This is a genomic window from Candidatus Phyllobacterium onerii (assembly GCF_028331445.1).
Classification (GTDB): Bacteria; Pseudomonadota; Alphaproteobacteria; order Rhizobiales; family Rhizobiaceae; genus Phyllobacterium; species Phyllobacterium onerii.
Genome location: NZ_JAQMHX010000004.1, coordinates 275,087 through 301,220 on the forward strand (window position 1 = coordinate 275,087; position 26,134 = coordinate 301,220).

General features: G+C 57.7%; 25 protein-coding genes. 15 read left to right on the top strand and 10 right to left on the bottom strand.

The genetic code is table 11. The features are described 5' to 3' along the window. Positions 1–40: 40 nt before the first annotated feature. A complete protein-coding gene (locus tag PHA01_RS11640) occupies positions 41–1,339 on the bottom strand; it encodes an ActS/PrrB/RegB family redox-sensitive histidine kinase (RefSeq protein WP_271895561.1) in 1,299 nt (432 codons plus the stop codon). A 197-nt stretch (positions 1,340–1,536) separates the two neighbouring features. Then, entirely contained in the window at positions 1,537–4,038 is a 2,502-nt protein-coding gene (gene hrpB / locus PHA01_RS11645; RefSeq protein ID WP_271895939.1) for an ATP-dependent helicase HrpB, read from the bottom strand. A gap of 214 nt (positions 4,039–4,252) precedes the next feature. Between hrpB and PHA01_RS11650 the strand changes: the two genes are divergently transcribed. The 6 genes from PHA01_RS11650 to fghA all read left to right on the top strand — a co-directional run bounded on the left by PHA01_RS11650 (position 4,253) and on the right by fghA (position 9,732). Then, positions 4,253–6,109 carry a S10 family serine carboxypeptidase-like protein gene (locus PHA01_RS11650; protein WP_271895563.1) on the top strand — a complete coding sequence of 619 codons (1,857 nt, stop codon included), beginning with the start codon at positions 4,253–4,255 and terminating at the stop codon, positions 6,107–6,109. Between the two features lie 11 nt (positions 6,110–6,120). Continuing rightward, positions 6,121–6,492 (top strand): hypothetical protein, encoded by a 372-nt coding sequence (locus tag PHA01_RS11655; RefSeq protein ID WP_271895565.1) that lies wholly within the window; start codon positions 6,121–6,123, stop codon positions 6,490–6,492. Positions 6,493–6,646: 154 nt separating this feature from the next. Then, on the top strand, positions 6,647–7,759 hold the full coding sequence (locus PHA01_RS11660; protein ID WP_271895567.1) for an S-(hydroxymethyl)glutathione dehydrogenase/class III alcohol dehydrogenase: 1,113 nt from the start codon (positions 6,647–6,649) through the stop codon (positions 7,757–7,759). After that, a complete protein-coding gene (locus PHA01_RS11665; protein WP_271895569.1) occupies positions 7,759–8,229 on the top strand; it encodes a GNAT family N-acetyltransferase in 471 nt (156 codons plus the stop codon). The genes PHA01_RS11660 and PHA01_RS11665 overlap by 1 nt, the downstream gene beginning before the upstream one ends. Before the next feature lie 6 nt (positions 8,230–8,235). After that, positions 8,236–8,886: a DUF1345 domain-containing protein gene (locus PHA01_RS11670; protein WP_271895571.1), complete on the top strand. Its 651-nt coding sequence runs from the start codon at positions 8,236–8,238 to the stop codon at positions 8,884–8,886. A 12-nt stretch (positions 8,887–8,898) separates the two neighbouring features. Further along, positions 8,899–9,732 (top strand): S-formylglutathione hydrolase, encoded by an 834-nt coding sequence (gene fghA / locus PHA01_RS11675; RefSeq protein ID WP_271895573.1) that lies wholly within the window; start codon positions 8,899–8,901, stop codon positions 9,730–9,732. Positions 9,733–9,788: 56 nt separating this feature from the next. On the opposite strand, the gene PHA01_RS11680 is transcribed toward fghA, so the two are convergent. From PHA01_RS11680 to PHA01_RS11705, 6 genes are all read right to left on the bottom strand, one after another. Continuing rightward, complete coding sequence (locus PHA01_RS11680) at positions 9,789–10,232, bottom strand: SRPBCC family protein (protein WP_271895575.1); 444 nt, start codon at positions 10,230–10,232, stop codon at positions 9,789–9,791. Then, positions 10,229–10,552 (bottom strand): ArsR/SmtB family transcription factor, encoded by a 324-nt coding sequence (locus PHA01_RS11685; RefSeq protein WP_271895577.1) that lies wholly within the window; start codon positions 10,550–10,552, stop codon positions 10,229–10,231. The genes PHA01_RS11680 and PHA01_RS11685 overlap by 4 nt, the downstream gene beginning before the upstream one ends. A gap of 72 nt (positions 10,553–10,624) precedes the next feature. Next, positions 10,625–11,386, bottom strand: coding sequence for an RES family NAD+ phosphorylase (locus PHA01_RS11690; protein ID WP_271895579.1), 762 nt, complete (start codon positions 11,384–11,386; stop codon positions 10,625–10,627). Further along, positions 11,346–11,732 (bottom strand): MbcA/ParS/Xre antitoxin family protein, encoded by a 387-nt coding sequence (locus PHA01_RS11695; protein WP_271895581.1) that lies wholly within the window; start codon positions 11,730–11,732, stop codon positions 11,346–11,348. Before PHA01_RS11695 ends, PHA01_RS11690 begins: the two co-directional genes overlap by 41 nt. Before the next feature lie 253 nt (positions 11,733–11,985). Then, positions 11,986–13,365: a cytochrome P450 gene (locus tag PHA01_RS11700; protein WP_271895582.1), complete on the bottom strand. Its 1,380-nt coding sequence runs from the start codon at positions 13,363–13,365 to the stop codon at positions 11,986–11,988. A gap of 79 nt (positions 13,366–13,444) precedes the next feature. Next, positions 13,445–13,879: a hypothetical protein gene (locus tag PHA01_RS11705; protein WP_271895965.1), complete on the bottom strand. Its 435-nt coding sequence runs from the start codon at positions 13,877–13,879 to the stop codon at positions 13,445–13,447. Positions 13,880–13,933: 54 nt separating this feature from the next. Here PHA01_RS11705 and PHA01_RS11710 point away from each other — a divergent pair, with 54 nt between their 5' ends. The 3 genes from PHA01_RS11710 (at position 13,934) to gyrB (ending at position 18,682) form a co-directional block, all read left to right on the top strand. Next, positions 13,934–15,352 carry a S10 family serine carboxypeptidase-like protein gene (locus PHA01_RS11710; protein ID WP_271895941.1) on the top strand — a complete coding sequence of 473 codons (1,419 nt, stop codon included), beginning with the start codon at positions 13,934–13,936 and terminating at the stop codon, positions 15,350–15,352. Continuing rightward, positions 15,349–15,780 carry a hypothetical protein gene (locus tag PHA01_RS11715; RefSeq protein WP_271895584.1) on the top strand — a complete coding sequence of 144 codons (432 nt, stop codon included), beginning with the start codon at positions 15,349–15,351 and terminating at the stop codon, positions 15,778–15,780. Before PHA01_RS11710 ends, PHA01_RS11715 begins: the two co-directional genes overlap by 4 nt. A 460-nt stretch (positions 15,781–16,240) precedes the next feature. Then, on the top strand, positions 16,241–18,682 hold the full coding sequence (gene gyrB / locus PHA01_RS11720) for a DNA topoisomerase (ATP-hydrolyzing) subunit B (RefSeq protein ID WP_271895587.1): 2,442 nt from the start codon (positions 16,241–16,243) through the stop codon (positions 18,680–18,682). A gap of 20 nt (positions 18,683–18,702) precedes the next feature. Here the strand turns inward: gyrB and PHA01_RS11725 are convergent, their stop codons facing one another. Both PHA01_RS11725 and PHA01_RS11730 read right to left on the bottom strand, forming a co-directional pair. Beyond that, positions 18,703–19,122 (bottom strand): type II toxin-antitoxin system VapC family toxin, encoded by a 420-nt coding sequence (locus tag PHA01_RS11725; protein WP_271895589.1) that lies wholly within the window; start codon positions 19,120–19,122, stop codon positions 18,703–18,705. Beyond that, positions 19,119–19,358, bottom strand: coding sequence for a FitA-like ribbon-helix-helix domain-containing protein (locus tag PHA01_RS11730; RefSeq protein WP_271895591.1), 240 nt, complete (start codon positions 19,356–19,358; stop codon positions 19,119–19,121). The genes PHA01_RS11725 and PHA01_RS11730 overlap by 4 nt, the downstream gene beginning before the upstream one ends. A gap of 295 nt (positions 19,359–19,653) precedes the next feature. Between PHA01_RS11730 and PHA01_RS11735 the strand changes: the two genes are divergently transcribed. The 6 genes from PHA01_RS11735 to PHA01_RS11760 all read left to right on the top strand — a co-directional run bounded on the left by PHA01_RS11735 (position 19,654) and on the right by PHA01_RS11760 (position 26,093). Continuing rightward, entirely contained in the window at positions 19,654–20,709 is a 1,056-nt protein-coding gene (locus tag PHA01_RS11735) for a dipeptidase (protein ID WP_271895593.1), read from the top strand. Positions 20,710–20,745: 36 nt separating this feature from the next. After that, a complete protein-coding gene (locus PHA01_RS11740) occupies positions 20,746–22,356 on the top strand; it encodes an ABC transporter substrate-binding protein (protein WP_271895595.1) in 1,611 nt (536 codons plus the stop codon). Between the two features lie 31 nt (positions 22,357–22,387). After that, positions 22,388–23,440: an ABC transporter permease gene (locus PHA01_RS11745; protein ID WP_271895943.1), complete on the top strand. Its 1,053-nt coding sequence runs from the start codon at positions 22,388–22,390 to the stop codon at positions 23,438–23,440. Positions 23,441–23,572: 132 nt separating this feature from the next. Continuing rightward, positions 23,573–24,490, top strand: coding sequence for a nickel transporter permease (nikC, locus tag PHA01_RS11750; protein WP_271895597.1), 918 nt, complete (start codon positions 23,573–23,575; stop codon positions 24,488–24,490). Beyond that, positions 24,487–25,320, top strand: coding sequence for an ABC transporter ATP-binding protein (locus tag PHA01_RS11755; protein ID WP_271895599.1), 834 nt, complete (start codon positions 24,487–24,489; stop codon positions 25,318–25,320). Before nikC ends, PHA01_RS11755 begins: the two co-directional genes overlap by 4 nt. After that, positions 25,317–26,093 (top strand): ABC transporter ATP-binding protein, encoded by a 777-nt coding sequence (locus PHA01_RS11760; RefSeq protein ID WP_271895601.1) that lies wholly within the window; start codon positions 25,317–25,319, stop codon positions 26,091–26,093. Before PHA01_RS11755 ends, PHA01_RS11760 begins: the two co-directional genes overlap by 4 nt. Positions 26,094–26,134: the final 41 nt, after the last annotated feature.

The window sequence follows — 26,134 nt, forward strand, 5'->3', positions numbered from 1 at the left end:
CGTTGTTAATGGTTCGCAATGAACAAAAAGTCAAAGATTATCAATCGGCAGCGAGTTGATTGCGCGGCCAACTAACGATGACCTCCGCACCCTGGCCCGGATCGTTGCGATTGCGGAAGGTAATCGTCGCGCCCGAACGCTCCAAAAGCGTCTTGGCGATGAAAAGGCCGAGCCCGAGCCCGCCGCCATGTTCATTGATTTCGCGGTCGCGGCCGGTGGTATAGGGCTCGCCGATGCGGTCGAGAATTTCAGCGGCAAAACCCTGGCCATCGTCGCTGACGATGATCTCCACGGTCCTGTCGGTCCAGCCCCAGCTAACCTCGACTGTCGCCCTGGCAAAATCAATCGCGTTCTCGACCAGATTGCCCAGCCCGTAGATGATGCCGGGATTACGCCGGATGATAGGTTCGACACCGTCGCCTCTCAGCTTCTTCACCACGATGTTGATGCCAAAATTGCGGTTGGGCTCGATGACTTCCTCGATGAGCGAGGAGATCTTCAACCGCGACATGTGTTCTTCACTGGTCGAGGACAGGCTGGTCAACCGCTTCAGAATCTCCCGGCAACGGTCGGTCTGCGAACGCAGAAGCTCGATATCCTCGGCAAAACGGTCGTCCTGTTTGAGGCTCCGCTCCATTTCCTTGGCGACGAGGGCGATCGTTGCAAGCGGGGTGCCGAGCTCATGCGCTGCGGCAGCGGCAAGCCCATCCAGCGCGGAGAGATGTTGCTCGCGCTGCAGGATCAGTTCTGTCGCGGTCAGCGCATCGGCGAGGAGGCGCGCCTCTTCCGCGACACGGTAGGCATAGACGGCAGTAAAGGCGAGGGCGGAGACCACCGAACACCAGACGCCGGCAATGAGCACGAAGGGAAGTTGCATGCTCTGGCCTTCATACCAGGGCAGCGGCAGATAGACATTGGCAAGCACCGTGGCGCAGATGGTGACGAGAAGGCCGAGCGCGATCGTAGCGTAGGCCGGCAGCGAGGTGGCCGAAATGATCACCGGGACGATCATCAGCACCGCGAAGGGGTTTTGCAATCCGCCGGTCATATAAAGGAGACCCGCCACCTGCAGAATATCGAACGCTAGGACAGTGACCGCCGCGCGCGGCTCGAGCCGGTGGTTGATCGGATAGCGGAATGACATCAGGAGGTTCAGCCACGCCGAACAGGCGATCATCGCGAAACAGATGCTGACGGGGAAGGGGAATTTGAGGTAGAGCGCGACGAAAAGCACCGCGATGCTCTGGCCGGCAACGGCAAGCCAGCGCAGGCGAATGAGCGTCGTCAGCCGTAGCCGCCGCGACAGATATGATGAGCGTATGCCGAAATCCTGAACCATGCGGGAGCTTTAGAACAAACGGAGTGCAAAGGGAATTGTGGAGTTTTTGGGGAGGCAGCAGCGTTGCCGCCTTACCCTCCCCCTTGTGGGGAGGGGGCGGAGCGAAGCGACGGGGAGGGGTTCTTTTCTAAAAACGAGCGAACGCCCCTCCCTGCTGCTGCGCAGCCTCCCTCCCCACAAGGGGGGCTGCGGCCCACTCAAGTCCCCCGAGGTTTTGCCCTGGCGGTTGGCGATGCATTTGCCGGATCCTCCGGCCAGACGTGTCTTGGATAGCGGCCGCGCATGTCGCTGCGCACATCCGCCCACGAGCCTTTCCAGAAGCCGGGAAGATCGCGTGTGATCTGAATCGGGCGGTGTGCGGGCGACAGGAGTTCGAGCAGGAGTGGGATGGTGCCACCGGCAATGGCGGGATGCATGCCGAGACCGAAGAGCTCCTGCACGCGCACGCTCAGCACCGGTTCCCCTTCATCATAGCGGATCGGGATATTCGAGCCGGTCGGCACTTCGAAATGGGTTGGCGCAAGCGTGTCGATCTTCCGCTGGAGATCATAGGGAACAGCGGAGCGCAGCCCCTCGATAAGCACGTGGGCGGGGATCTGGCTCAAGTGTGCAGAGCCTTTGAGGAAGGGCAACAGCCAGTCATCCAGCGCCGCGATGAGAGCATCGTCATCCATGGCTGGCCAAGGCGCCCCGAGCCCCTGATGCAGCCAGGCGAGCCGGCGGCGCAGGATCGTCGCTTCCTTCGACCATGGCAGAATGCCCGGACCATGCGCGCGGACGGCGGCGATGACGCCAAGATCAGCCTCCTCGCCTGTCGGTGCAGGCAACGTCTTTTCGGACAATGCAATAGCGCCGATACGGGTGGCATCGCGTGCCTGCAGGGCATTCCGCGTGGGATCGTAGGTCACCTGCCGCCCGCTGACGATGCGATTGGCCAAGGCATCGCGGATTTCGGCTTCGGTCACCTCGGCAGCAGCGAGAATGCGCGCACGCCCCGCACGTCCGGCGAGATCGGCAACGACGAGCCATGGCGACTTCGCCAGCGAAGTGGCGGGATCGACCTCGCCGCCGCGCCCGTTTGCGAGGGTGAACTGGCCATTGCCGCGCGCCTTGGCAATGCGGTCGGGATAGGCGCCGATGAGCAGACGGCCGACACTGTCGGGTTCCGCGGCATTGCTGTTTCCCGCTAACCGCTTTGCCAGTCCGCGCGCCCGCGTTGCACGATCCCCGCGTTCGCGCTGGAAGCGTGAAAGACGCACATCGAGATCGATATCGTTGCCGCCGAGGCCGCGTTCGGTAAGGAGTACGGCAAGTTCCGCCGCTCGGTATGCCTGCCCCCGTACGCGCGCGGTCAATACCATATGGGCAAGGCGGGCAGGCAGGGCCAACTTTCGCATCGCGTTGCCCATGGGCGTGACGCGATTGCTCTCCAGCGCTCCGAGATTTTCCAAAAGCGCCCTGGCTTCCTTGATTGCAGGAGCCGGCGGCGTATCGAGAAACGCCAGACTTGTCGGGTCGGCAACACCCCAGGCGGCACAATCGAGCACGAGGCCGGTCAAATCCGCTTCGAGGATTTCCGGCGGGGCGAAGGCTTCCAGCGCCGCCGTCTGTTCGGCTCGCCAGAGGCGCAGCGCGATGCCGGGCTCGGTTCGCCCGGCGCGGCCCGCCCGCTGGTCGACGGCAGCGCGGGACGCACGCACCGTTTCCAGACGGGTCAACCCGGTGGCGGGTTCGAATTTCGGGAGACGCGCCAAGCCGCTATCGATGACAACGCGCACGCCATCGATGGTGATCGAGGTTTCGGCTATGGAGGTGGCAAGCACCACCTTGCGTTTGCCGGGAGGTGCCGGCTTGATCGCCGCGTCCTGATCGCGGCCTTCGAGCGCACCATAAAGCGGCACGATCATCACATCTGCGGCAACGCGGCCTTGCAGCGCCTCAGTGGTGCGTTCGATCTCGCGCTGGCCCGGCAGGAAGGCGAGGATGCTGCCGGTCTCGTCGGCAAGCGTATCGCGAATGGCCTTGGCCATGGCATCCTCGATCCTCTCATCGGGATTGCGGGCTCGGTAGCGGATATCGATGGGAAAGGAGCGGCCCTTGCTTTCCAGCACCGGCGCGTCAAGTTCTTTGTCTTGACGCAATCCCGGACGGAAAACCGCTTCACACTTTTCCTGGGATTGCTTGAGCAGACGTGCGACCCGGGCGCCATCGAGCGTTGCCGACATGACAAGAAACTTCAAGTCAGGTCGCAAGGCCGCCTGGACATCGAGCGCCAATGCAAGGCCGAAATCCGCGTCCAGACTGCGCTCATGGAACTCATCGAATAGGACAGCGGCGACGTCTTTCAGGTCGGGATCGTCGAGGATCATCCGGGCGAAAACGCCCTCGGTGACAACGAGGACGCGCGTTTTCGCCGAGACCTTGTTTTCAAGCCGCATGCGATAGCCGACGGTCTCGCCGACCTGCTCGCCGAGGAGGCTTGCCATGCGGCTGGCAGCGGCGCGTGCGGCAAGCCGGCGCGGTTCGAGCAGGATGATCGTACGGTCCTTGCGCCACGATGCACCGAGCAAGTGCAGCGGAACGAGGGTGGTCTTGCCCGCGCCCGGTGGAGCGACCAGCACGGCGGCATTGCCGCTCGCCAACGCATCATCGAGCGACGGCAGGATCTCGGCGACGGGAAGGGCAGGCAGGTCGATCAAGGCGTGTATCCGCAAATGACAATCGCGGCGTTTTGACAAGGTTTGGGTCTCCAAGTCCAGCGGCATTTATAACCAGGAGCAACGCTGAACGGCAGAAGTAGTGATTTGCTGAATTAGTATGCAAAATTTTGATCAGATTAAACTTTAGGCGAATTGCTTAACCGGGGCAATTCGAGAATGATTGTTCTGTTTTCCAATCAGGATTTTTTCATCCATGAATTTTCGCTTTTTGCTGCTTTTCGCGCTCGGCCTTAGCGCCTGCAATGACCCCGGTTCTTCCTCTCAGCAGACAAGTGAAGGCACCTTCGTACCACCTGTCGCTGTCGTCGACACAGGCGGCACAAAAATTATCGAGCCAGAGCCTACCGCGCAGCAAATAGCCCGAATGAAGGCAGCCAACTTGCAGGCGCAGGGTAAAATCAAGGAGGCGGCACTGGTCCTGAAAGAAGCGGGATTGATCAGTGAGGCCGCCGGGGTGTTCAAAAGCGCTGGCCTCGACGAGGAAGCCTACCAGCTCTACGCGCCGGAAGACTTCAAACTGGAAGACACAACGAAATATGATGACTCGCCGGATGCACAGCTCGCTGCTGCCGTCGATGAGAAACCATCGGTCATGCGCCACAAGATGACGCTGAACGGCAAGACCTTCTGGTACACCGCATCGGCCGGTCATTTGACCGCCTTTGCCAAGAACCCGGAAAAGCAGGAGCCGCAGGCGTCGGTCTTCTATACGGCCTATACGCGCGACGATCTGCCGAGAGAGAGCCGTCCGGTCACTTTTTTCTTCAATGGCGGGCCGGGCGCTTCGTCGATCTATCTGCATCTGGCGTCGTATGCGCCGCAACGCGCCTTTCTCAATGGCCCCGAGGTCAAGCCCGAATGGAAGGACAATCCGCCGGATTCCTTTCCGATGATCGACGACAAGGAGTCGCTCATCGACAAATCCGACCTCGTCTTTGTTGATATCACCCCGGGCACAGGCTATTCGCAGGCGATCGCGCCGAAGAAAAACCAAGACTTTTGGGGCGTCACCGTCGACGTGGAACTATCGCGGCAGTTCATCACGCGCTACGTCAATTTCAATCACCGCCAAGTCTCGCCCAAATATCTTTACGGCGAATCCTATGCCGGCGGCATTCGCGTGCCAAAGTTGGCGCGAGCGCTGCTGGAGGCAGGCAAGGGCGATTACGAAAAAAGCGATTCTGTGTCGAAAGCCACGGTGCTAACCGGTGTCGTCTTTCATTCGCCCGCATTTGATTATGCCGCCGAAGACGCCGTACTCCCCACAACAGCGATGACGGCGGATTACCTGAAAAAGACCACGGCGCGGGGTGATCTCAGCCTGGATGAATATGCGCAGGTACTGCGTGATTCAATGATGAAGCAACATTCGGATGGAATTGACCTTTCGAAGTATCTCGGGCCCGACCCGTTGATTGAAGATGCCATTCACAATGCCTATGACTACAGAATGTATCTCAAGGTAAATTGGGTTTCGGCATCCTTTTGGGGGGCGCCTGTAAAGCTTCCGACAGAGCCTTGGTATAAATTCGATTTCTTTGAAGAGCGCGCTCTGAATAACATAATTACTGCATATCTCCCCGCCCACGTAAACTATAAATCGGCGTCAGCTTATACAAGCGCATCCTGGTCCGATTGGTTTCACTCGGCCAGCGGCGCGTTTGAAAGCTGGGATTTCGACAATAGCGCGAACGGTCTGCCGGATATAGTTGAAATCTTGAAGTATGATCCTTCTCTAAAGCTTCTCACCGTACATGGTTACTACGATACGGTAACGCCTTTCCGCCGCTCCGAACTCGATCTCGAGGGCGTTGTTTTCGACAAAGACAAGAACCTGACCCTGCTTGACCGCATTCCGGTGAAGAACTTTGCGGGCGGGCACATGATCTACTATTCGGAAGAGGCGCGCGCGCCGCTGAAAAAGACGCTCGACGAGTTTTATGACGCGCCGCCCCATGGCAACGGGCCGACAATTGTCAAAGCCCGCGATCTTGTCGCTACCATACCGGCGCAGCGTGCCGCCCCTGTCCCTGCCATTGCCCTGCACTAGGAGAGCGATCCATGACCATTTCACGCACAATCATCATCGCGCTTCTCTTCACCGTAACGGCCGGGTCAGGCCATGCCGGCGACCGCATGTGGCACCCGAAACCAGGAGCCAAAACGCAAAAGCAAGATGCGGCATCGATCCATAAGCTGCTTGACAAGGAACTGCGGGCCAAATTCGAGGCGGCAGCGAAGTCCAATCACCTTCTGACAGCGCAAGCAGCCAACGATGCGGGTTGGGGCTTCGTCGCCGATCAATTTGCCCAGATCGACGTTGATCATGACGGCTATGCCAGTTTCGATGAGGTGCAGACCTTCTTCGATGGCCGCTCGCCCCTGCCTGCCGCCAGAGCAAGGGCTGCGGCGAAGGTGCAGGTCGTGGAGTAAGAAACGGCCACTTTGGCAAAAGGCGCGCCATGAGAGGCACGCCATTCCCGATAAGAAATGTCGTTCATTCGATTGACGACCCTTGGTGCGATCCTGATAGTGCAACCAGCAAATCACTACGTTGCATTGATCGAGACGCATTGGGAGAGACTTTATGAAATCGCGCGCCGCCGTTGCCTGGGAAGCCAAGAAACCGCTGACCATCGAAACCATCGAGATCGGCGGACCGAAGCCTGGCGAAGTTTTGGTGGAGGTCATGGCGACCGGTGTCTGCCATACCGACGCCTACACGCTTTCCGGCCTTGATTCCGAAGGCAAGTTTCCCGCTATTCTCGGCCATGAAGGCGCAGGCATCGTGCGCGAGATCGGCGCGGGCGTCACTTCGCTCAAGGTCGGCGACCATGTCATTCCGCTCTACACGCCGGAATGCCGTCAGTGCAAGACGTGCCTGTCGCAGCGCTCGAACCTCTGCACCTCGATCCGCGCCACGCAAGGCCAGGGCGTCATGCCCGACGGCACCAGCCGGTTCTCCTGCGATGGCGGCGAGGTGTTCCATTATATGGGCTGCTCGACCTTCTCGAACTTCACCGTGCTGCCGGAAATCGCGCTGGCGAAAGTGCGTGAGGACGCGCCTTTCGACAAGATCTGCTATATCGGCTGCGGCGTCACCACCGGCATCGGCGCTGTCATCTATACGGGCAAGGTCTGGCCGGGTGCCAATGTCGTGGTCTTCGGCCTCGGCGGGATTGGCCTCAACGTCATCCAGGGTGCCCGCATGGTCGGCGCCGACAAGATCATCGGTGTCGACCTCAATCCCGGCAAGGTGGCGATGGCAAAGAAGTTCGGCATGACCGATTTCATCAATCCCAACGACGTCGGCAACGACAAGGTCGTGCAGGCGATCCAGGACCTGACGGATGGCGGCGCGGATTTCTCCTTCGACGCGACCGGCAACACCAACGTCATGCGCCAGGCGCTGGAATGCTGTCATCGCGGCTGGGGTACCAGCATCGTCATCGGCGTTGCGGAAGCCGGCAAGGAAATCTCGACGCGCCCATTCCAGCTCGTCACCGGGCGCAACTGGCGCGGCACGGCCTTTGGCGGTGCGCGCGGCCGCACGGATGTGCCGAAAATCGTCGACTGGTACATGGAAGGCAAGATCGACATCGACTCGCTCATCACCCACACCATGCCGCTCGACGAGATCAACACCGCCTTCGACCTCATGCATGAGGGCAAGTCGATTCGCAGCGTTGTGACATTTTGATGGATGAGAACCTCAAGGTTGTCTTGAGCGGGCTGGACGAGCTTAGCCCGCGCGACCTTTATGACATGCTGAAATTGCGGGTGGATGTGTTCGTGGTCGAGCAGAAATGCCCCTATCCCGAGCTGGATGGCAAGGATGGGGATGCGCTCCACCTGCGGCTGCTTTCCGGAGGCGACCTCGTCGGAAGCGCGCGAATCAGGAAGCCGGCGAAAACCGATCCGGCGGCGCGGATAGGCCGGGTTGTCGTTTCACCCGAACATCGTGGCAAGAAGCTTGGCGACAGGCTCATGGTCGAGGCCATCGCGCAGTGCGAGCGGCTTTATCCCGAAAGCCCGATCAAACTATCGGCGCAAAGCCAGTTGCTGCGGTTTTATGGATCCTTCGGTTTCGTGCCGATCTCGGAGGAATATCTCGAAGACGGGATTCCCCATGTCGACATGCAGCGCCCCGCCGCGCTGACCACGGAGTGAGACGCGATGTGGAAGCGGCATAATCCATTCTATCTTGCCGCCTTCGTCGGGATTATCACTCTCGCTCTGGCGCTGTACTTTGCGCCACGCAATGCCTATGTCGTCGCGGCCAATGTCTTCTTCGTGATTTATCTGGTTCTTTCCATCATCAAGGTCCGGAAATTGACACCGGAATACCTGCACCAAAACGCCGCCAAATCCGATGAACCCGTGTGGATCATTTTTGCGGTGACCTTCGGCACGGTCGTCGTCGCCGTCAGTTCGCTTTTCGTGCTGATCAATTCCGGCGAGGATCCGCACCCGTTCGATCTCTCGCTGGCTCTCGCCGCAGTGCCGCTTGGCTGGTTCACCGTACACATGATGGCGGCCATCCACTATGCCCATCTCTACTGGCAGCCGGACGAGACGGCGGAGGGTGCCAAGCAGACGCCCCGCAAACATGTCGGCGGCCTCGATTTCCCGGGCGACAAGGAGCCCGGCGGCTATGATTTTCTCTATTTCTCATACGTTATTGGCATGACGGCCCAGACATCGGATACTGCGATCACCAGTACAGATATGCGCAAGATTAATCTGCTACATGCCATTGTCTCATACGTCTTCAACACGGTGCTTGTTGCGGCCGCTGTCAACGTCATCGTTTCGCTGGGTCAATAATCAGGGGAATTTATGGAAACGCTATCGATCGCCAAAAGCTTTGAGGGTATTCAGGGCGTCTATCGCCATCGCAGCGACGCCTGCCAGTGCGACATGACGTTCGCGGTTTTCCTGCCTCCACGGGCAAAGGAGCATCCGGTGCCGCTGCTCTGGTACCTGTCGGGCCTGACCTGCACTCATCAGAACGTCATGGACAAGGGCGAATATCGCCGCGTTGCCGCCGAGCTTGGAATTGCCATCATCTGCCCGGATACCAGCCCGCGCGGCGAGAATGTCCCCGATGAAAAGGACAATTGGCAGTTCGGCAGCGGTGCGGGTTTCTATCTGGATGCCACTCAGGAACCTTGGTCGACGAATTATCGTATGGCGAGCTATATCGCTTATGAACTTCCCGAACTGGTTGCCGCGCAGTTTCCAGTCGACGTGACGCGCCAGAGCATTTTTGGCCACTCCATGGGCGGTCATGGTGCCATTACCCTGGCTTTAAAAAATCCGGAACGCTTCAGGTCGGTGTCCGCCTTTGCGCCTATTGCACGGCCGATGGTTGCGGGCTGGTCGCGTCCCGCCTTCGAGAAATATCTCGGCAACGATGAAACGGCATGGCGGGCCTATGACAGCGTGGCGCTGATCGAGGACGGCTATCGTGTGCCCGAGCTCCTGGTAGACCAAGGAAAGGCCGATGGTTTTCTTGATGACGGCCTGCGGCCCTGGCTGTTGGAAGAGGCCTGTGCCAAAGTCGGCATCCCGCTGACGCTCAACATGCGCGACGGCTATGATCACTCATATTTCTTTATCTCGACTTTCATGGCCGATCATATCGCCTGGCACGCTGACAGGCTGTCTTAAACGTCTGCGACCATCTCAGCAATGTGAGATGGTCGCAGCTTCTGCGCTGTTGGATATCAGGCGAGTTTATCAACCACGTGCTCAAGCTGTCCGATGAATTTCTGCCAGCCATATTGCGCACCCCGATAATTGGCTTCGTCGTTTTGACCGAAGCCGGATTGCTCCATGCGCAGGAAGGTGCCGTCTTTCACGGGGGTGAGCGTGAAGGTGACGATGGTCTTGACGCCGTTTTCGGCTTCATCGCCTGAGGCGCTCCAGCTATAGGAGAGGCGCTGCTGCGGTTCTACCACCAGAACTTCGCAATCGGTGACGCCGTTCCAGTTCGGCATTGGCGGGGCGCGGAAGTTAAATCTGTGACCGACGACGGGCTCAAAGTCGTTGCTCATGAGCCAATCAGCGATGAGCGGGCCTTGGGTGAGTGCACGCCAGACCTTTTCCGGCGCGTGCGGCATTTCCCGTTCGACGATAAGGGAACGTGTAGCTGTAGCATGTTGTGTCATTGGTCCATCCTGTTTAGCAAATCTTCGAGACGATCGAACCGCTCACGCCAGAATGCGCCGTAGAGGCCCATCCAGTCGATCAGCGGCGCAAGACCTTGTGGTTCTGCGCTATAGTGGGTTTGGCGCCCGTCGGGCCTATCCCGCACCAGGCCGGCAAGCTTGAGCACGCCGAGATGCTTGGATACGGCGGGCTGCGAGATGCCGGAATACTCCGTCAATCCCCGCACGTTTTGTTCGCCGTGCCGCATCAGCTGTTCGAAAATCGCGCGGCGTGTCGGATCGGCTAGAGTGCGGAAAATACTGTCGGCTGTTGTGTCCATAATTGATAACCCGTGAGCTATGAATTAATCCATAGCTCTACAGTTATGAATCTGTCAAGCCAAAAAATGAAATTATGATCTGGACTTTTCCGCCAGTCGCGGGTCGTTGGCAAAAATCTCCCGGCTCAACCCAAGCCTGACTTCTGGATGATCGCAGATGGCGTTGACGCCGTAGCTGGAGAAATGCAGCCGCCATGTTGTCATGCGAACGGGGTTCGGCATGGCAAAGCAGCCGCACGAAAGCAGCGCAAGATTGATCCCGCCAAGTGGATCGCGCACGGATTGATAGCGTATAAGGCCGATACCCGCCTCATGTGCTTTGTCGGCAAGATCAAGGCAAGCGGAATAATCGGTCAAATGCATCCACTGTGACGCTTGCTCGATGAAGGGTACTGCAGTCAGATCGATCGCGCTGGTGGTGGCGTAACGTGCTTCGAATGCGGTGAACTCCAGCGCATTGCGCGGCCAAGGTGTGGCGGGACTTTCGGCAAAGAACAGCAGGCGGTAGAAGGCGGTTTCCGCCACAGCGGTTTCAACGTTCTCGCTGGCATAGAAAACCCCGGGCGAATAACCTTCGCGCCGAAAGCGCGAATTGCCGGGATAGCGGCCATAGCGAAACGGCGTCGCCAACAGGTAATCGAGATGTACGCACGCTGGCGGAAGCGGTGGCTTGGTGGCTTCAAGCTCGTCTTCAAGCACGGCCTGCTCGTCGAGCGTGTCGACCAGCTTCATGGTGGAAACGCGGTGCTGCGCTTCAACCAGACGCCAGCATGCGCCGTGCAGAGATCGCGACTCAGATAGGAGCGCGGCGGGCGTCCAGATAGGCGAGGACATGGGCGAGACCGTCAATGGTTTTGATCCGGTTGAGCGGCTTGCCGCCGAGCATGGTATTGTCAGTTCGCATCCACTGCCGCGCTACGCCATCGTCGCCGCCGACAATCGCGTCGAGCGAACGGTAGAGGCGGATGAACAGGAGCGCGAGTTCATAGCTCTTGCCGGTGAGCGGGCCGGCAACTCCTTCGTTGCGCTTGAGCCGGGAAATGCTGGGTTCGGACAGACCGACGACGGTTGACAGCTCTCTAGCGGTCAGACCGAGCAATTCAGCGGAACGCAGCAGCGCCTTGGACACAACGGCAGTCTTGCTTGGAGTGTCGATAATAGGTTGCGCGGTGGTTCGCATGGGATGTCCTTTCACTGGAAATAAATATATATTAAATTTCTGGTGAAATCAAGAGATGGCGGCGGCGGTTATCTCTTCCCTCTGCGGGACAGAAAGGATTTTCCTGGATTTAGTTTCTTTGCTAAATCCTTGGAAAATCCAAGTGAGGGGGTAGTTCAATGAAGCAAATCCTCGCTCTTGCGATTTCTAGCACTTAGCAAGGGCTAAGATGCTGAAATCACTTTCTCCCCCACAACGGGAAGATAATCGGCATCTACCGTCTCGCTGTCACACTCATCGGCAATCCGCCGTCCGGCTGTGTCGTCAGCTTCTGCACGGGCCATGGCTTTATATCCTCTGCGATATCGAAGCGATAGCGATGCAGCAGGGTCGCCAAAGCGATGATCGCCTCCTGCAGGGCAAAGCTGGCGCCGATGCAGACACGTGGCCCGGCACCGAATGGCAGATATTGGAACCGATCGATCTTGTCGCGATTTTCCGGATGAAAGCGCGAGGGCATGAAAGCTTCGGGGTTTTCCCAGTAGAGCCGGTGCCGGTGCACGGTCCAGGGCATGACAAGGACGGCGGCACCCTTTGGAAGCTTCAAATCCTTGTACTGATCGTCCTCGATAGGTTCGCGATTGATCGACGGCGCGGGTGGGTAAAGCCGCATGGCCTCCTCGAATGCCGAGCGGGTGAAGGGCAGGGCGTCCAGCCATCGATGCGGCGGCGGGACCTCACGCTGACCCATGAAGGCATCGATCTCCTGCTCGATCAGATCGCGTTCCCATGGCGCCTTTGCCAATAGATACAGTGTCCACCCGAGTGCCCGCGCGGTGGTTTCGTGGCCCGCGCCAATGAAGGTGATGATATTGTCTTCGATCTCGGCGCGCGAAAGCCCCCGCGGACCTTCGGCTTTCAGCAGGAGGGTTAGGAAATCATTCGGGACCTTGTCACCTTCCTTTTCCATGCGGGCCTTGCGCATCTCCATCGTGTTGGCGACGATCTGGCGGAAGAAGGCGAGAGCGCGGCGACCCCTTATCTGGGTGAAGCGCGGCAGCCAAGCTGGTGCTCCGAGAAGATCGAGAGGATCGACCCGGCCCATGGTTTCGAACAGGCGGTCGACCTCATGGGAAAACTGGTCCGGATCACCGGCGATTTCTCCGGAAAACAACGTGTCCGCAAGAATGTCATAGGTCAGCATGGTCATGTCGCGCGATACATCGGTCGTGCCGGTAAGACCGTCGTAGCGGTCGGCGAAAACATCGGTTGTCCGCTTCATGCTTTCCGCGAAACCATCGATGTGTCGCGGCGTGAAAACCGGCGCCATCGCCTTGCGCGAACGCCGCCAGACATCGCCTTCCGCCGTCAGCAATCCATCGCGCAGGATGGGGCGAAGGATGCGCTGGCGTACCGCCGCCATCTTGTAATTCTTCGCATTGTCGACGAGCACATGACGGATCAGCCCCGGATCATTGGCGATGATCGTGTGGGCGAAGGACCAGTCGATGGAAACCCAGGGTTCATTATAAGAAGGCTCCCCCCACAGCTCCAGCGGATTGCGGTAAATGGTGCGAATAAGCTGCAATGTGCCGACCGGACCGGTACGCGGTACTGGCGCCGGCGGGACAAAAGCGGTCGGTATCGTATCCATTCATCACCTCCGCCATGGATGTGGGGACAAGCGGGGAAAATGTCCACCAATTGACCGGAATTGGCGGCTCCTTACCCTACTAATTGCTGCCTTGACGCAAAGAGCCGAATGCGTTCAGGTTCAGCCTGATTACGTCCGACAGTCTATTTTGCGCATCATTTTTTGAAGAACATACCAGAAACATATTCAAATCGATATTGTGAGGTTTTTCACTATGCTTTTTCGCCTGTGCTGGCTTTTTCTGGCGGTCTTTCTGGCGTCGTGCAGCGGGGGCTCGGATTCTGAGGAAGAGGATGTCAGTGGATCCGCCATCAGCACGTTTGAAATTCCGGATCTTTCGCAGGCTAAGCAAGAACCAGACATTCCCGCTATCCACCCGGAATTCTTGAGTGATCCTGACTATGGGCCAGAGGGCAAGTTTTACGAGAACGAATTCAGTGAAAGGCCAACCAGCAAAATAAATGGGATTTATCTGAAAGGCAGCCTGATACGATTCGCAGTAACGGCCGGACATCTAAAGGCCGAAAGTTCCCGCAACGCTTCGGCGAGCAGTCTTGGGAAGGCGGCAATTTTCTACACGGCCTATACGCGGCAAGACCTGCCAAAGACCACACGTCCGTTAACCTTCATTTTCAACGGGGGCCCGGGTGGCGCTTCGGCAGTGATGGACGTTGGTTTCCTTGGACCGATGCGGTTCGACTGGGATGCGCCAACGTTTGCGTTGGCCGATAACCCCAACACGTTGCTCGACAAGACGGACCTCGTCTTTGTTGACCCGGTTGGCACGGGCTATTCCAAAGCCATCTTTCCAAATAAAAATGGTGATTTTTGGGGAGTCGATGATGACGCAAGCATACTCGCCGATTTCATAATCCAATATATAAACGCCAATCAACGCCAGGAATCGCCAAAATATCTCTATGGTGTTTCGTATGGCGGCATTCGCGTTCCAATTATCGGGCGGATGCTGATTGAAAGCGGGACAACCAAATATACCGAGAAGAAGGATTCGAAGAACGTTCTTGCCGGCTTGATTCTGAATTCGCCGGTTCTCGATTATGAAGCAGATTGTCTGTCGAATGATGCACCATGCGGCGGTAATCTTCGGACCTATGCCGCGGTTGCTGCTGACTGGGAGAAATCCCTTGAACGCAGCGGCAAGCCGATCGAGGCAATTCCGGACGATTTAGGCGCATTTGTCCGGGATTATAACAAATACTATTATTCGTCTTTCAGTGGCGTCGATAATAGAAAGGTAAAAGACCGGACAAAATGGGAAGCTTTTCTCAAGCAGCCAGAGGCTCCGCCCTTTCTGGACCGGTTGTATCGACTGACCGGCATAGGTAAGATCTACGCGCCTGGCGACAGTAAAGCCAACAATCCCTGGATAGAAGAACCGAACATGAACAGCTTCGAATTCAGCTGGTTCTTCGATTCAGGCGAAGACAGGATGTTGTTGCTCGCCGATGGGCGGATGACCATCAAACTTTCCGATACCGATCCGGCATATGACCGCAGAAACGTTTTCGATCCTCTTGCCCAACGATATCAAAGGGAATTTATAGGCTATAGTTCCAATTTAGGTTACATGGGAAGTAATGGCGAAGTCATCGACAGTTGGGATTTCGGGTCGCATCATCCCAATGATCCCATCAAGCCCGACAGGGAAGTATCAAGTATTCCGGACCTCTCCGAGAGTCTTCGCCTCAACTCCGATTTAAAGGTTTTGGTTCAGCACGGATATTACGACCTCAACACACCTTTCTACCAGTCGGAGCTTGTTCTTGCCGCGTTGCCGGCAGCAATGAAAGTCCCCGTCAAACTGTACGAAGCCGGTCATGGTATTGGTCCTGAAGATGGCCCTGAAGACAAACTCGCTCTCTATGTCCGAGTGCTGAGTGATCTTGATACATTCTACGATCAGCCGCAGCCGGGTAACGTGTTGACCGCCATGCGTTCTCCTCGTCCTGAAAGGGTGCAGCCATGAAGGTTCGTTTTGTCATCGGAATGGCGGTGGTATTTGCCATGCAATGGCAGGTAACGTCATCGAACGCTGCCGAAACCATGGCGCACTTCAAGCCTGACAGACAGATACAGGGACGATTGTTGCGGAGCACTGTGCCGCCGTCAAATCGATTGAACCAAGGTGGAGTTCCCCTGTCCCGTGAAGCGGTGAATGCTGCAGTCGACGCCAGGATCAAGGCCCTTTTCGATCATGCGGCTGATCCTGCAACGCGACTCGTCACCATTGGGTCGGCAGAAAAGGCAGGCGCGGGTTATTTCACCGGTCACTTCGATAAGATCGACGATAATCGTGACGGCAGCCTCACTTTTGGCGAGGTGAAAGGGTTCCTCGATGCGCAATCGCCCGTTGCAAAGCCGGCCGCCGAGGGCAGCGTGCAGATCATCGAATGATTTGAGTCCGTGCAGAAATTGTCAATTTCCGGCGCGCCCCGATGGGAACCATCGGGCGGTAGGGGATGCTGTTTGCTGCAAATGAGGCAGCCTGTCGGGGAACGCCCAATCCGCTGTCATGCGATATGGCTTGCAGGCATGTTGCGCCGCAAGGGGCAAATTCCCGCCATCATCCGTGGATATCAAGCCCTCCAGAATTGGAAAAACCTGCATTAATCACTATATCTAACGCGGTAATGGGGCCATGATTCGCCCAAGCTATGCTATAAGGATGGGCGCGCCAGTTTAGAGCCCGTTTGGAAAGTCTGCTGCGGCGGACATCTGACGCGATTTTCTGCGCTTCCGGTGCTCACGTACTTAATGTACGCTGTGCTCCGGTTCTCGAAAACCACGCCATATGCCTCGCCGTAGCGACTTCCAAAGCGGGCTCTCAGGCTGTCCAGGAAAGATTGAATTTTATATGAGTGATACACCCGAGATGACAGTCGAATCCTCACCGGAATATGGTGCGGAGTCCATCAAAGTCCTCAAGGGGTTGGATGCTGTACGCAAACGCCCTGGAATGTATATCGGTGATACGGATGACGGATCCGGCCTTCACCACATGGTCTACGAAGTCGTCGACAATGCCATCGACGAAGCGCTTGCGGGCCACGCGACGCGCGTCACTGTCACATTGAATCCGGATGGTTCCTGCACGGTGACCGACAACGGTCGCGGCATCCCGACGGATATGCACTCCGAAGGTGTTTCCGCAGCGGAAGTCATCATGACGCAGCTGCATGCGGGCGGTAAGTTCGATCAGAACTCCTACAAGGTTTCCGGTGGTCTGCATGGCGTTGGCGTTTCCGTCGTCAATGCGCTCTCTGTCTGGCTGAGATTGAAGATTCGCCGCCAGGGCAAAATCTACGAGATGAGCTTCACCCATGGCGTCGCCGATGCGCCATTGCGGGAGACGGGCGATTCCGATGGGTTGACCGGAACGGAAGTTTCGTTTCTGCCATCGACCGACACATTCACCATGGTGGAGTTCGATTTCAAGACACTCGAACACCGGCTGCGCGAACTCGCTTTCCTGAATTCGGGTGTGCGTATCCTGCTCTCCGATCGCCGCCATGCCGATCCTGTCGATCTTGAACTTTTCTATGAGGGTGGACTGACCGCCTACGTCAAGTATCTTGACCGCAGCAAGAAAGAGCTGGTCACCGAGCCAATCTATATTCGCGGCGAGCGTGATGACACGGTGGTTGAAGTCGCCATGTGGTGGAATGACAGCTACCACGAGAATGTTCTCTGCTTCACCAACAATATTCCGCAGCGCGATGGCGGCACACACCTCGCCGGTTTCCGTGGCGCGCTGACACGCCAGATGACCGGCTATGCGGAAAACACCGGCCAGGCCAAGAAGGCCAAGGTGACGCTCACCGGCGATGATTGCCGTGAGGGTTTGACCGCAGTTCTTTCCGTCAAGGTTCCAGACCCGAAGTTTTCCTCGCAGACCAAGGACAAGCTTGTTTCGTCCGAAGTGCGCGCAGTGGTTGAGAGCCTCGTCAACGAGGCGCTGTCGACTTGGCTCGAAGAACATCCGGCTGAGGGCAAGGTGCTCGTCGAAAAGGTTATCCAGGCGGCCTCCGCTCGCGAAGCCGCTCGCAAAGCGCGCGACATCACCCGCAAGAATTCGCTGAGCATCAGCTCGCTGCCGGGCAAGCTTGCCGATTGCCAGGAAAAAGATCCGGCCAAGTCGGAAATCTTCATCGTCGAGGGTGACAGCGCCGGGGGTTCCGCCAAGGGTGGGCGTTCGCGCCAGAACCAGGCGATCCTGCCGCTGCGTGGCAAGATTCTCAATGTCGAACGCGTCAAGCTTGACCGCATGTTGTCATCCGACCAGATCGGCACGCTGATTCTGGCACTCGGCACCAGCATCGGCAAGGACGAGTTCAATCCGGACAAGCTGCGCTACCACAAGATCATCATCATGACCGATGCTGACGTGGATGGCGCGCATATTCGCACATTGCTCTTGACGTTCTTCTTCCGCCAGATGCCTGAGCTGATCGAGCGCGGCCATATCTATATTGCGCAGCCGCCGCTCTATAAGGTTTCGCGCGGGAAATCCTCCCAGTACATCAAGAACGAAGTCGCCTATGAGGAATTTCTGATCGATTCCGGGCTGGAAGAAGCCGCGCTGGAGCTCGACTCCGGTGAGGTTCGCACCGGTCCCGACCTGCGCTCCGTCATCACCGACGCATTGGCTGTTCGTCATCTGCTGCAGGGTTTGAACACCCGTTATGATCGCGCGGTCGTTGAACAGGCGACGATTGCCGGTGCTCTCAACCCGGAAGCCATTTCTGACACGGCGAGAGCCCAGGCGCTGGTGACCGAGGTCGCCGGACGCCTTGATCTGATCGCAGAGGAAACCGAAAAGGGCTGGAGCGGCCGTCTGGCGGCGCCGGATGATGGTGTCGACGGCTATGTCTTCGAGCGTTCGCTGCGCGGCGTCAAGGAAACGGTCACACTCGATATGGCGCTGATCGGTTCCGCCGATGCACGCCAGCTCGACCGCTATTCGGCGCGTCTGCATGATATCTATTCCAAGCCGCCGGTTCTACGCCGCAAGGACAAATCGGATTCCGTTGCAGGACCGATTGCCCTGCTGGAAGCCGTTTTTGCCGCCGGGCGCAAGGGTCTATCGTTGCAGCGCTACAAGGGTCTCGGCGAGATGAACGCCGACCAGCTCTGGGAAACGACGCTGGATCCCAATGCGCGCTCACTGCTGCAGGTGAAGGTGAATGATGCGACGGATGCCGACAGCCTGTTCTCAAGGCTGATGGGCGACGATGTCGAGCCCCGGCGTGAATTCATCCAGGATAATGCGCTGAGCGTGGCCAATCTCGACGTTTAGGTATCATCGCGATTGCGCAGTTATTCCTCAAGCCAAGGGTTTATGACTGCAACACCAGCGGCGGCAAATGGGCGGGTGTCGCGTGTAGCGACGGCAAATCCATTGGCCGTAGCTATCGCGGCAATTTGGCCGTCCGCAACTGCGATGGTGCCTGAAACGCGCGCGCGACTGACAAGAGGCGCGTAGGCTTTAGCAGCAGCTTGGTCGAACGTCAGTATGCGCGACCCAAAAAGATAGCTCATGAGGTCGGAGAGTGCGTTGTCCAGACCTTCTTTACGCTTGCCGCCCGGCAAAATCGCTATCCCCAATAGTAACTCGGCCATACTTGTGGTCGTGAGGTAAAGCGTTTCTGCCGCCTGCCTGTCGAGCCAAGCCAAGACAGCAGGACTGGCGTCGGATTTCATCGGTTCTGAAACGACATTTGTGTCGAGTATGATCATTCAAACTTTGCCGGTTCGGCGGGTGTTTGATCACGTCGTACGTCGAGGTCGAGACCGCCAAATCGACGGCCAAATGCGGCAAGCTCCGAACCAACCTTAACGCGGTCCTTCGGACGGATTGCCTCCTCAAGTATCTCGCGGATTTCAGCCTCGGTACTGCGACCATGCTGAGCTGCACGTAGCTTCAGCGCGCGGTGAGTTTCCTCTGGCAGATTTCTAACAGTGACAGCCGGCATATTGTTCAACCTCCTGAGGTTCGTGATATCATATGGTGGAGTTTGATATCAATAGCCAATCGAGAGATAGTTCACATCGCAGGCGCGACAGCCACGATCCGCAGGTTACGCCAGACAGCCACTCGTCAGCGGTTTGCAACCCAGGGGCTTTTTATACTTTTGTACAACAACTCTCTTGCCTGTTCGCGGGCATCATGATCTTTTGTCGAAAAAGGCGGCGGGCACCGAGAGGTCGACAAAAGATTACCCGGCGAACATGCGGTCTTTTTTCAAGTCAATCTGATCGGGAATTGAAATGCAGCCTGTCTTCGATGGTCACAACGATGTGCTTTACCGGTTGTGGAAACATTCGAGAGACGGAGCGGATCCGGTTCAGGAGTTCATCGAAGGCACCACCTCCGGGCACATCGACAAGATCAGGGCGCTCAAGGGCGGGTTGATCGGCGGGCTCTGCGCCATCTATGTTCCATCCGGTGATCTTGCCTTCAAGGCACCAGACGCCAATGGCCATTATTCGACACCGCTCGCCGCACCACTGGAGCGTTCTCCCTCCCTCGACATCGCGCTGGAAATGGCTTCGATAGCGCTGAAGCTCCAGCGTTCCGGCGGTTGGAAATTATGCCGCAGCACGGCCGAGATTACCGAGTGCATGCAAAACGATATGTTCGCTGCGGTGCTCCATATGGAGGGCTGCGAGGCGATTGACGGTGATCTTGCCGCGCTCGATGTATTCTACGCCGCCGGCTTGCGTTCGCTCGGTCCAGTGTGGAGCCGCAACAATATCTTCGCCCACGGTGTGCCCTTCGCCTATCCGATGAGCCCGGATACGGGCCCTGGACTTACCGCGATCGGCGAAGAACTGGTCAAGGCCTGCAATCGGCTCGGCATCCTCGTCGATCTCGCGCATATCACCGAAAAGGGTTTCTGGGATGTGGCGCGGATCAGCGATCAGCCTCTTGTCGCCAGTCATTCCAATGTTCACGCGCTGACGCCTGTCGCGCGCAATCTGACAGACAAGCAGCTTGACGCCATACGAGAAAGCCGGGGGCTCGTCGGGCTGAATTATGCAGTGGCCATGCTGCGCCCCGACGCGCGTGAGAATGCCGATACGCCCCTGACCGACATGGTCCGCCACATCGACTACATGGTCAACCGCATGGGTATCGATTGCGTAGCGCTTGGTTCTGATTTCGACGGTGCTAAAATCCCCGGCGAGATTGCCGATGCGAGCGGCAATCAAAATCTTGTCGCGGCGTTGCGGGACGCCGGATATGCCGGAGATGACCTGGCAAAAATCTGCCGCGAAAACTGGCTGCGGGTATTACGCTCGGCTTGGCACGAAGAAAACTAAAAAAGTCAAATTGCTCATAAACAGGGAACCAGAACAATGTTGATGAAACAGATAAACCCGAAATTCCGGCTTCTGCTTGGCAGCGCGGCGCTGTCCACTATGTTGCTTTCCGGTCTACCGGCATGGGCCGAGACGCCGGCCGACACACTGGTCGAAGCCTTCGCCATCGATGATGTGATAACGCTCGATCCCGCTGAAGCATTCGAACTCACCACCGGTGAAATCAACGGCAATACTTACGACAAGCTCGTTCGGCTCGATATCAACGATCCTTCGAAGGTCGTTGCCGATGTCGCCGAAAGCTGGACGGTTTCCGATGATGGCCTGACCTATACTTTCAAACTGAAGCCGGGCCTGAAATTTGCGTCGGGTAATCCGGTCACGGCCGATGATGTCGCCTGGTCGTTCGAGCGCGCCGTCAAGCTCGACAAGAGCCCGGCGTTCATCCTGACCCAGTTTGGCCTGAAGCCGGACAATGTAACCGAAAAGGCCAAGGCAACCGATCCTTCGACCTTCGTGTTCACGGTCGATCAGCCTTACGCGCCGAGCTTCGTCCTGAACTGCCTGACTGCGACAGTCGCCTCGGTTGTCGACAAGAAGCTCACTTCCGAGCATGTCGTCAATGATGATTTTGGCTGGGCATGGCTGAAGACCGCCTATGCGGGTTCCGGTCCGATGAAAATCCGCGACTGGCGCGCCAACGAAATCATCGTGCTGGAACGCAATGACAACTACTGGGGCACCAAGGCGCCTCTCATGCGTGTCATCTATCGTCACGTCAAGGAAAGCGCAGCGCAGCGCCTGCTGCTTGAGAAGGGCGATATCGACATTGCCCGCAATCTCGAGCCCAACGATCTGGAGCAGGTGGTCAAGAACAGCGACATTGCGACCACCAACGCGCCCAAAGGCACCGTCTACTACATCAGCCTTAATCAAAAGAACGCAGATCTTGCCAAGCCAGGCGTAAGCGAGGCGCTGAAATACCTCGTCGATTATGACGCTATCGGCGAAAAGCTGATCAAGGGCATTGGTGAAATCCACCAGACATTTCTGCCGAAGGGCGTCCTCGGCGAACTCGACGAGAACCCTTACAAGCTCGATGTCGCCAAAGCCAAGGAATTGCTCGAAAAGGCAGGCCTGAAGGATGGTTTCACCGTTACCATGGACGTACGCAACAATCAGCCGGTGACGGGCATTGCCGAATCCGTACAGCAGACATTCGCTCAGGGCGGCGTCAAGATGGAGATCATCCCGGGTGATGGTAAGCAAACACTGACCAAGTACCGTGCTCGTACCCATGACATGTATATCGGTCAGTGGGGCGTGGACTATTGGGATCCGAACTCCAATGCGGACACCTTCACCAACAACCCCAACAATTCCGACGAAGGCACAAATAAGACATTGGCGTGGCGCAACGCCTGGGATGTGCCGGACCTGACCAAGGAAACCAAGGCTGCCCTGCTTGAGCGAGATGGTGCCAAACGAGCACAGATGTATCAGGACCTGCAGAAAAAAGTTCTCGCAACCAGCCCCTTCATCATGATTTTCCAGCAGATCGAGGTTGCGGGCTATCGTTCGAACCTCAAGGGCTTCAAGCTCGGACCGTCATTCGACACGAACTACGTTTTCAATATCTCGAAGTGATCCGGGGTTCGCACCGTTGACCAATCCCGACATGCAACTGGAGTCCAGGCGCTCAGGCGCCTGGGCTACCAACTTCGCTTGGGCCGCCGGCAGGTTCATCCTGATCGGCATCATCACGTTCCTGGGGCTGATCGCCGTCACGTTCTTTATCGGACGCGTCATTCCGATCGATCCGGCTCTTGCCATAGTTGGCGACAGGGCGCCTGCCCACGTGGTCGAACGGGTACGCGAAGAACTCGGTCTTAATCTGCCACTCTACGAGCAGTTTTTCATCTACGTTAAGGGCGTGCTGGAGGGTAATTTCGGCAATTCGGTTCTGACCACCAATCCTGTGATGCAGGACATAAGACGCGTCTTCCCCGCCACGATGGAGCTTGCGACATTCGGCACGCTCATCGGCGCGGTTTTCGGGGTGCCGTTGGGCGTTCTCGCGGCGGTCAAACGCGGCAGCATCATCGATCAGATCGTTCGCGTCATCGGTCTCATCGGCTATTCGGTCCCGATCTTCTGGCTCGGAATGATCGGTCTTGTCGTATTCTACGCCAAGCTCGGCTGGACTTCGGGTCCGGGCCGTATCGACGTCGTCTATGAATACACCTTCACGCCTATCACCGGCTTCTACCTGCTCGATGCCGTTCTGCAGCAGAACTGGGAAGCGTTTCGCAACATTTTCAGCTTTATAATCCTGCCCGCCTCGCTGCTCGGCTATTTCTCGCTGGCCTACATCAGCCGCATGACGCGATCATTCATGCTCAATGAGCTGGAACAGGAATATATCGTCGCTGCGCGAGCCAAGGGCCTTTCCGAAACACGCATCATCTGGGGCCATGCCCTGCGCAATGCCGCGGTGCCGCTGGTCACCGTGATCGCGCTGTCTTATGCCGGATTGCTCGAGGGCTCGGTGCTGACCGAGACAGTTTTCTCATGGCCGGGGCTGGGGCTCTACATCACCAATTCGCTGCAGAACGCCGACATGAATGCAGTGCTGGGCGGTACGATCATCATTGGCACTGTCTTCGTCGCCATCAACCTTTTGTCCGATCTTTTGTATCGGGCGCTTGACCCACGGACGCGCGCACGATGAAAAATTTGCCAGAGCGGGCTGCAAACGTCAATTTTCTGTGCTCCGGTGCTCATGTACCCAAAAGTACACTGCGCTCCGGTGCTCAAAAATCGACGGTTTCGCCGCCCTCTGCCCAATTTTGTGGGTTTTGAGATGATAACACGCCCCCTTTCCCGCCGTGAATGGCTGATGAGCGACCGGCCGCAATCGCGCATGCAGGCTCGGCTCGGCAGGGCCTATCTGGTCTGGAGCCGCTTTGCCAGCAACAAGCTTGCAGTCGTTGGTCTCGGCATCATCATTGCGCTGCTGCTTGTCGCCGCCTTCGCAAATGTGCTTGCGCCACATTCGCCGGTGGTCGGCGATTTGCGCAATGCGCGCCTGTTGCCGCCGGGCGGCGAATATCTGCTTGGCACCGATGACCAGGGCCGCGATATTCTTTCGCGGTTGATCTATGGCTCGCGGCTCACGCTTTATGTGGTCATCCTCGTTGCCATCATTGCAGCGCCTATCGGGCTTCTGGTTGGAACTATTGCGGGTTATGCTGGGGGCTGGACCGATTCAATTCTGATGCGCATCACCGATATCTTCCTGGCGTTTCCCAAGCTTATTCTTGCCTTGGCCTTCGTCGCCGCCCTCGGGCCTGGCATCGAGAACGCGGTCATCGCCATCGCGATCACCTCCTGGCCGCCCTATGCGCGTATCGCCCGCGCTGAAACGCTGACCGTGCGCAATTCCGACTACATCGCCGCGGTGCGGCTGATGGGTGCGTCGCCAATTCGGATCGTGCTGCGTCACATCATGCCGCTGTGTCTCTCATCGCTGATCGTGCGTGTAACGCTGGACATGGCGGGAATCATCCTGACTGCCGCCGGGCTTGGCTTTCTTGGCCTCGGTGCACAGCCGCCATTGCCGGAATGGGGCGCCATGATCGCTTCAGGACGACGCTTCATTATGGATCAGTGGTGGGTTGCGGCAGCGCCGGGCTTTGCCATCCTGATTGTCAGCCTCGGCTTCAATCTTTTAGGCGATGGCCTGCGCGACGCGCTTGATCCGCGGGGCAGCAATCAATGAGCAACATGCTGACTGTAGAGGACCTTCGCGTGCAGTTTCCGACGCGTAACGGCACCGTCGATGCGGTGCGCGGCGTTTCCTTCACGCTTGGCCGCGAGCGCCTGGGCATCGTCGGCGAGTCCGGTTCAGGCAAGTCGCAGACCGGCCGCGCCATCATGGGGTTGACGCCGCCGCATGCAAAGATCACTGCCCGGAAGCTCAACTTCGACGGCATCGACTTGCTGGAGGCTTCGGTGAAGCAGCGGCGGAGCCTTCGCGGCAACCGCATTGCCATGATCCTGCAGGATCCGAAATATTCGCTCAATCCTGTCATGAGTATCGGCCGGCAGATCGTCGAAACACTCAGGACGCATGAGAAGGTCAGCAAAGCCGAGGCACGCAAACGGGCGCTCGACATGCTTGCCGCCGTGCAGATCCGTGACGCAGAGCGGGTCTACGATTTACATCCGCATGAGGTTTCGGGCGGCATGGGGCAGCGCGCCATGATTGCCATGATGCTGATCACCGGCCCTGAACTGCTGATCGCCGACGAGCCAACCTCGGCGCTGGATGTGACCGTGCAACTCGACGTGCTGCGTATTCTCGACAATCTGGTGCGGGATCGCGGCATGGGCCTGATCTTCATTTCTCACGATCTGCGGCTGGTTTCATCGTTCTGCGACCGCGTCATCGTCATGTATGCGGGGCGGATCGTCGAGGAGATTGCCGCAACCGATTTGCACAATGCCAAGCATCCCTACACACAAGGCTTGCTCAATTGCATGCCGCAGATCGGCGCCGACCGGCATCCGCTGCCGGTGCTTGACCGCAAGCCGGAGTGGGCCGCATGACATCAACCCGGTCCAACGCATTGGTCATTGAAAAGCTTGAAGTGAAATTCGACCGCTTTCTCGCCCTGCGCGGTGTCAGCTTCGACGTGGCGCCGGGCGAATCCTTTGGTCTCGTCGGTGAATCCGGCTCGGGAAAATCCACATTGCTGCGTGCTGTCGCAGGTCTCGCTCCGGTCAGCGCCGGAACGATTACCGTCAACGGCACGACGCTGGGTTCGTCCCGCACCAAGGCATTCTACCGTGAAGTACAGATGGTATTTCAGGACCCTTATGGCTCGCTGCATCCGCGCCAGACAGTGGATCGATTGCTCCTGGAACCGCTGGTGATCCATGGATTCGGTGATATCGAAAAGCGTATCCTTCGCGCACTCGACGAAGTGGGATTGGGGTCGAGTTTCCGCTTCCGCTATTCGCACCAGCTGTCGGGCGGTCAACGTCAGCGCGTCGCTATTGCCAGGGCGCTGATCCTCGAACCATCGATCCTGCTCCTTGATGAGCCCACATCGGCGCTCGATGCCTCGGTTCAGGCGGAGGTGTTGAACCTGCTCGAGCAGATCAGGCGCGACCGGAAACTGACTTTCCTCATGGTGAGCCATGATCTTGCCGTGGTTACCCATATGTGCGACCGGCTGATGGTCATGCAGAATGGTGCCGAAGTGGAGCGGTTGACGGCATCGGAGCTTGCCAAACGCAAGGTCACGCAGGAATACACGCGCAATCTTCTCATCGCGAGCCAAGGATTCGTCCGGCCGGATATCCAGCCTGAGCACTAACAATCTTCATCGGATTTTTACCATTCCAACAATGATTTTAC

Bases quoted from the DNA above. Each gene is read 5' to 3' on its own strand.
- PHA01_RS11640 (WP_271895561.1), bottom strand. From the start codon at position 1,339: ATGGTTCAGGATTTCGGCATACGCTCATCATATCTGTCGCGGCGGCTA.
- PHA01_RS11650 (WP_271895563.1), top strand. From the start codon at position 4,253: ATGAATTTTCGCTTTTTGCTGCTTTTCGCGCTCGGCCTTAGCGCCTGC.
- PHA01_RS11655 (WP_271895565.1), top strand. From the start codon at position 6,121: ATGACCATTTCACGCACAATCATCATCGCGCTTCTCTTCACCGTAACG.
- PHA01_RS11660 (WP_271895567.1), top strand. From the start codon at position 6,647: ATGAAATCGCGCGCCGCCGTTGCCTGGGAAGCCAAGAAACCGCTGACC.
- PHA01_RS11665 (WP_271895569.1), top strand. From the start codon at position 7,759: ATGGATGAGAACCTCAAGGTTGTCTTGAGCGGGCTGGACGAGCTTAGC.
- PHA01_RS11670 (WP_271895571.1), top strand. From the start codon at position 8,236: ATGTGGAAGCGGCATAATCCATTCTATCTTGCCGCCTTCGTCGGGATT.
- fghA (WP_271895573.1), top strand. From the start codon at position 8,899: ATGGAAACGCTATCGATCGCCAAAAGCTTTGAGGGTATTCAGGGCGTC.
- PHA01_RS11680 (WP_271895575.1), bottom strand. From the start codon at position 10,232: ATGACACAACATGCTACAGCTACACGTTCCCTTATCGTCGAACGGGAA.
- PHA01_RS11685 (WP_271895577.1), bottom strand. From the start codon at position 10,552: ATGGACACAACAGCCGACAGTATTTTCCGCACTCTAGCCGATCCGACA.
- PHA01_RS11690 (WP_271895579.1), bottom strand. From the start codon at position 11,386: ATGTCCTCGCCTATCTGGACGCCCGCCGCGCTCCTATCTGAGTCGCGA.
- PHA01_RS11695 (WP_271895581.1), bottom strand. From the start codon at position 11,732: ATGCGAACCACCGCGCAACCTATTATCGACACTCCAAGCAAGACTGCC.
- PHA01_RS11700 (WP_271895582.1), bottom strand. From the start codon at position 13,365: ATGGATACGATACCGACCGCTTTTGTCCCGCCGGCGCCAGTACCGCGT.
- PHA01_RS11705 (WP_271895965.1), bottom strand. From the start codon at position 13,879: ATGTCCGGCCGTTACTGCGAATCGTATCAGGCTGCCTTTCAGATAAAT.
- PHA01_RS11715 (WP_271895584.1), top strand. From the start codon at position 15,349: ATGAAGGTTCGTTTTGTCATCGGAATGGCGGTGGTATTTGCCATGCAA.
- gyrB (WP_271895587.1), top strand. From the start codon at position 16,241: ATGAGTGATACACCCGAGATGACAGTCGAATCCTCACCGGAATATGGT.
- PHA01_RS11725 (WP_271895589.1), bottom strand. From the start codon at position 19,122: ATGATCATACTCGACACAAATGTCGTTTCAGAACCGATGAAATCCGAC.
- PHA01_RS11730 (WP_271895591.1), bottom strand. From the start codon at position 19,358: ATGCCGGCTGTCACTGTTAGAAATCTGCCAGAGGAAACTCACCGCGCG.
- PHA01_RS11735 (WP_271895593.1), top strand. From the start codon at position 19,654: ATGCAGCCTGTCTTCGATGGTCACAACGATGTGCTTTACCGGTTGTGG.
- PHA01_RS11740 (WP_271895595.1), top strand. From the start codon at position 20,746: ATGTTGATGAAACAGATAAACCCGAAATTCCGGCTTCTGCTTGGCAGC.
- PHA01_RS11745 (WP_271895943.1), top strand. From the start codon at position 22,388: ATGCAACTGGAGTCCAGGCGCTCAGGCGCCTGGGCTACCAACTTCGCT.
- nikC (WP_271895597.1), top strand. From the start codon at position 23,573: ATGATAACACGCCCCCTTTCCCGCCGTGAATGGCTGATGAGCGACCGG.
- PHA01_RS11755 (WP_271895599.1), top strand. From the start codon at position 24,487: ATGAGCAACATGCTGACTGTAGAGGACCTTCGCGTGCAGTTTCCGACG.
- PHA01_RS11760 (WP_271895601.1), top strand. From the start codon at position 25,317: ATGACATCAACCCGGTCCAACGCATTGGTCATTGAAAAGCTTGAAGTG.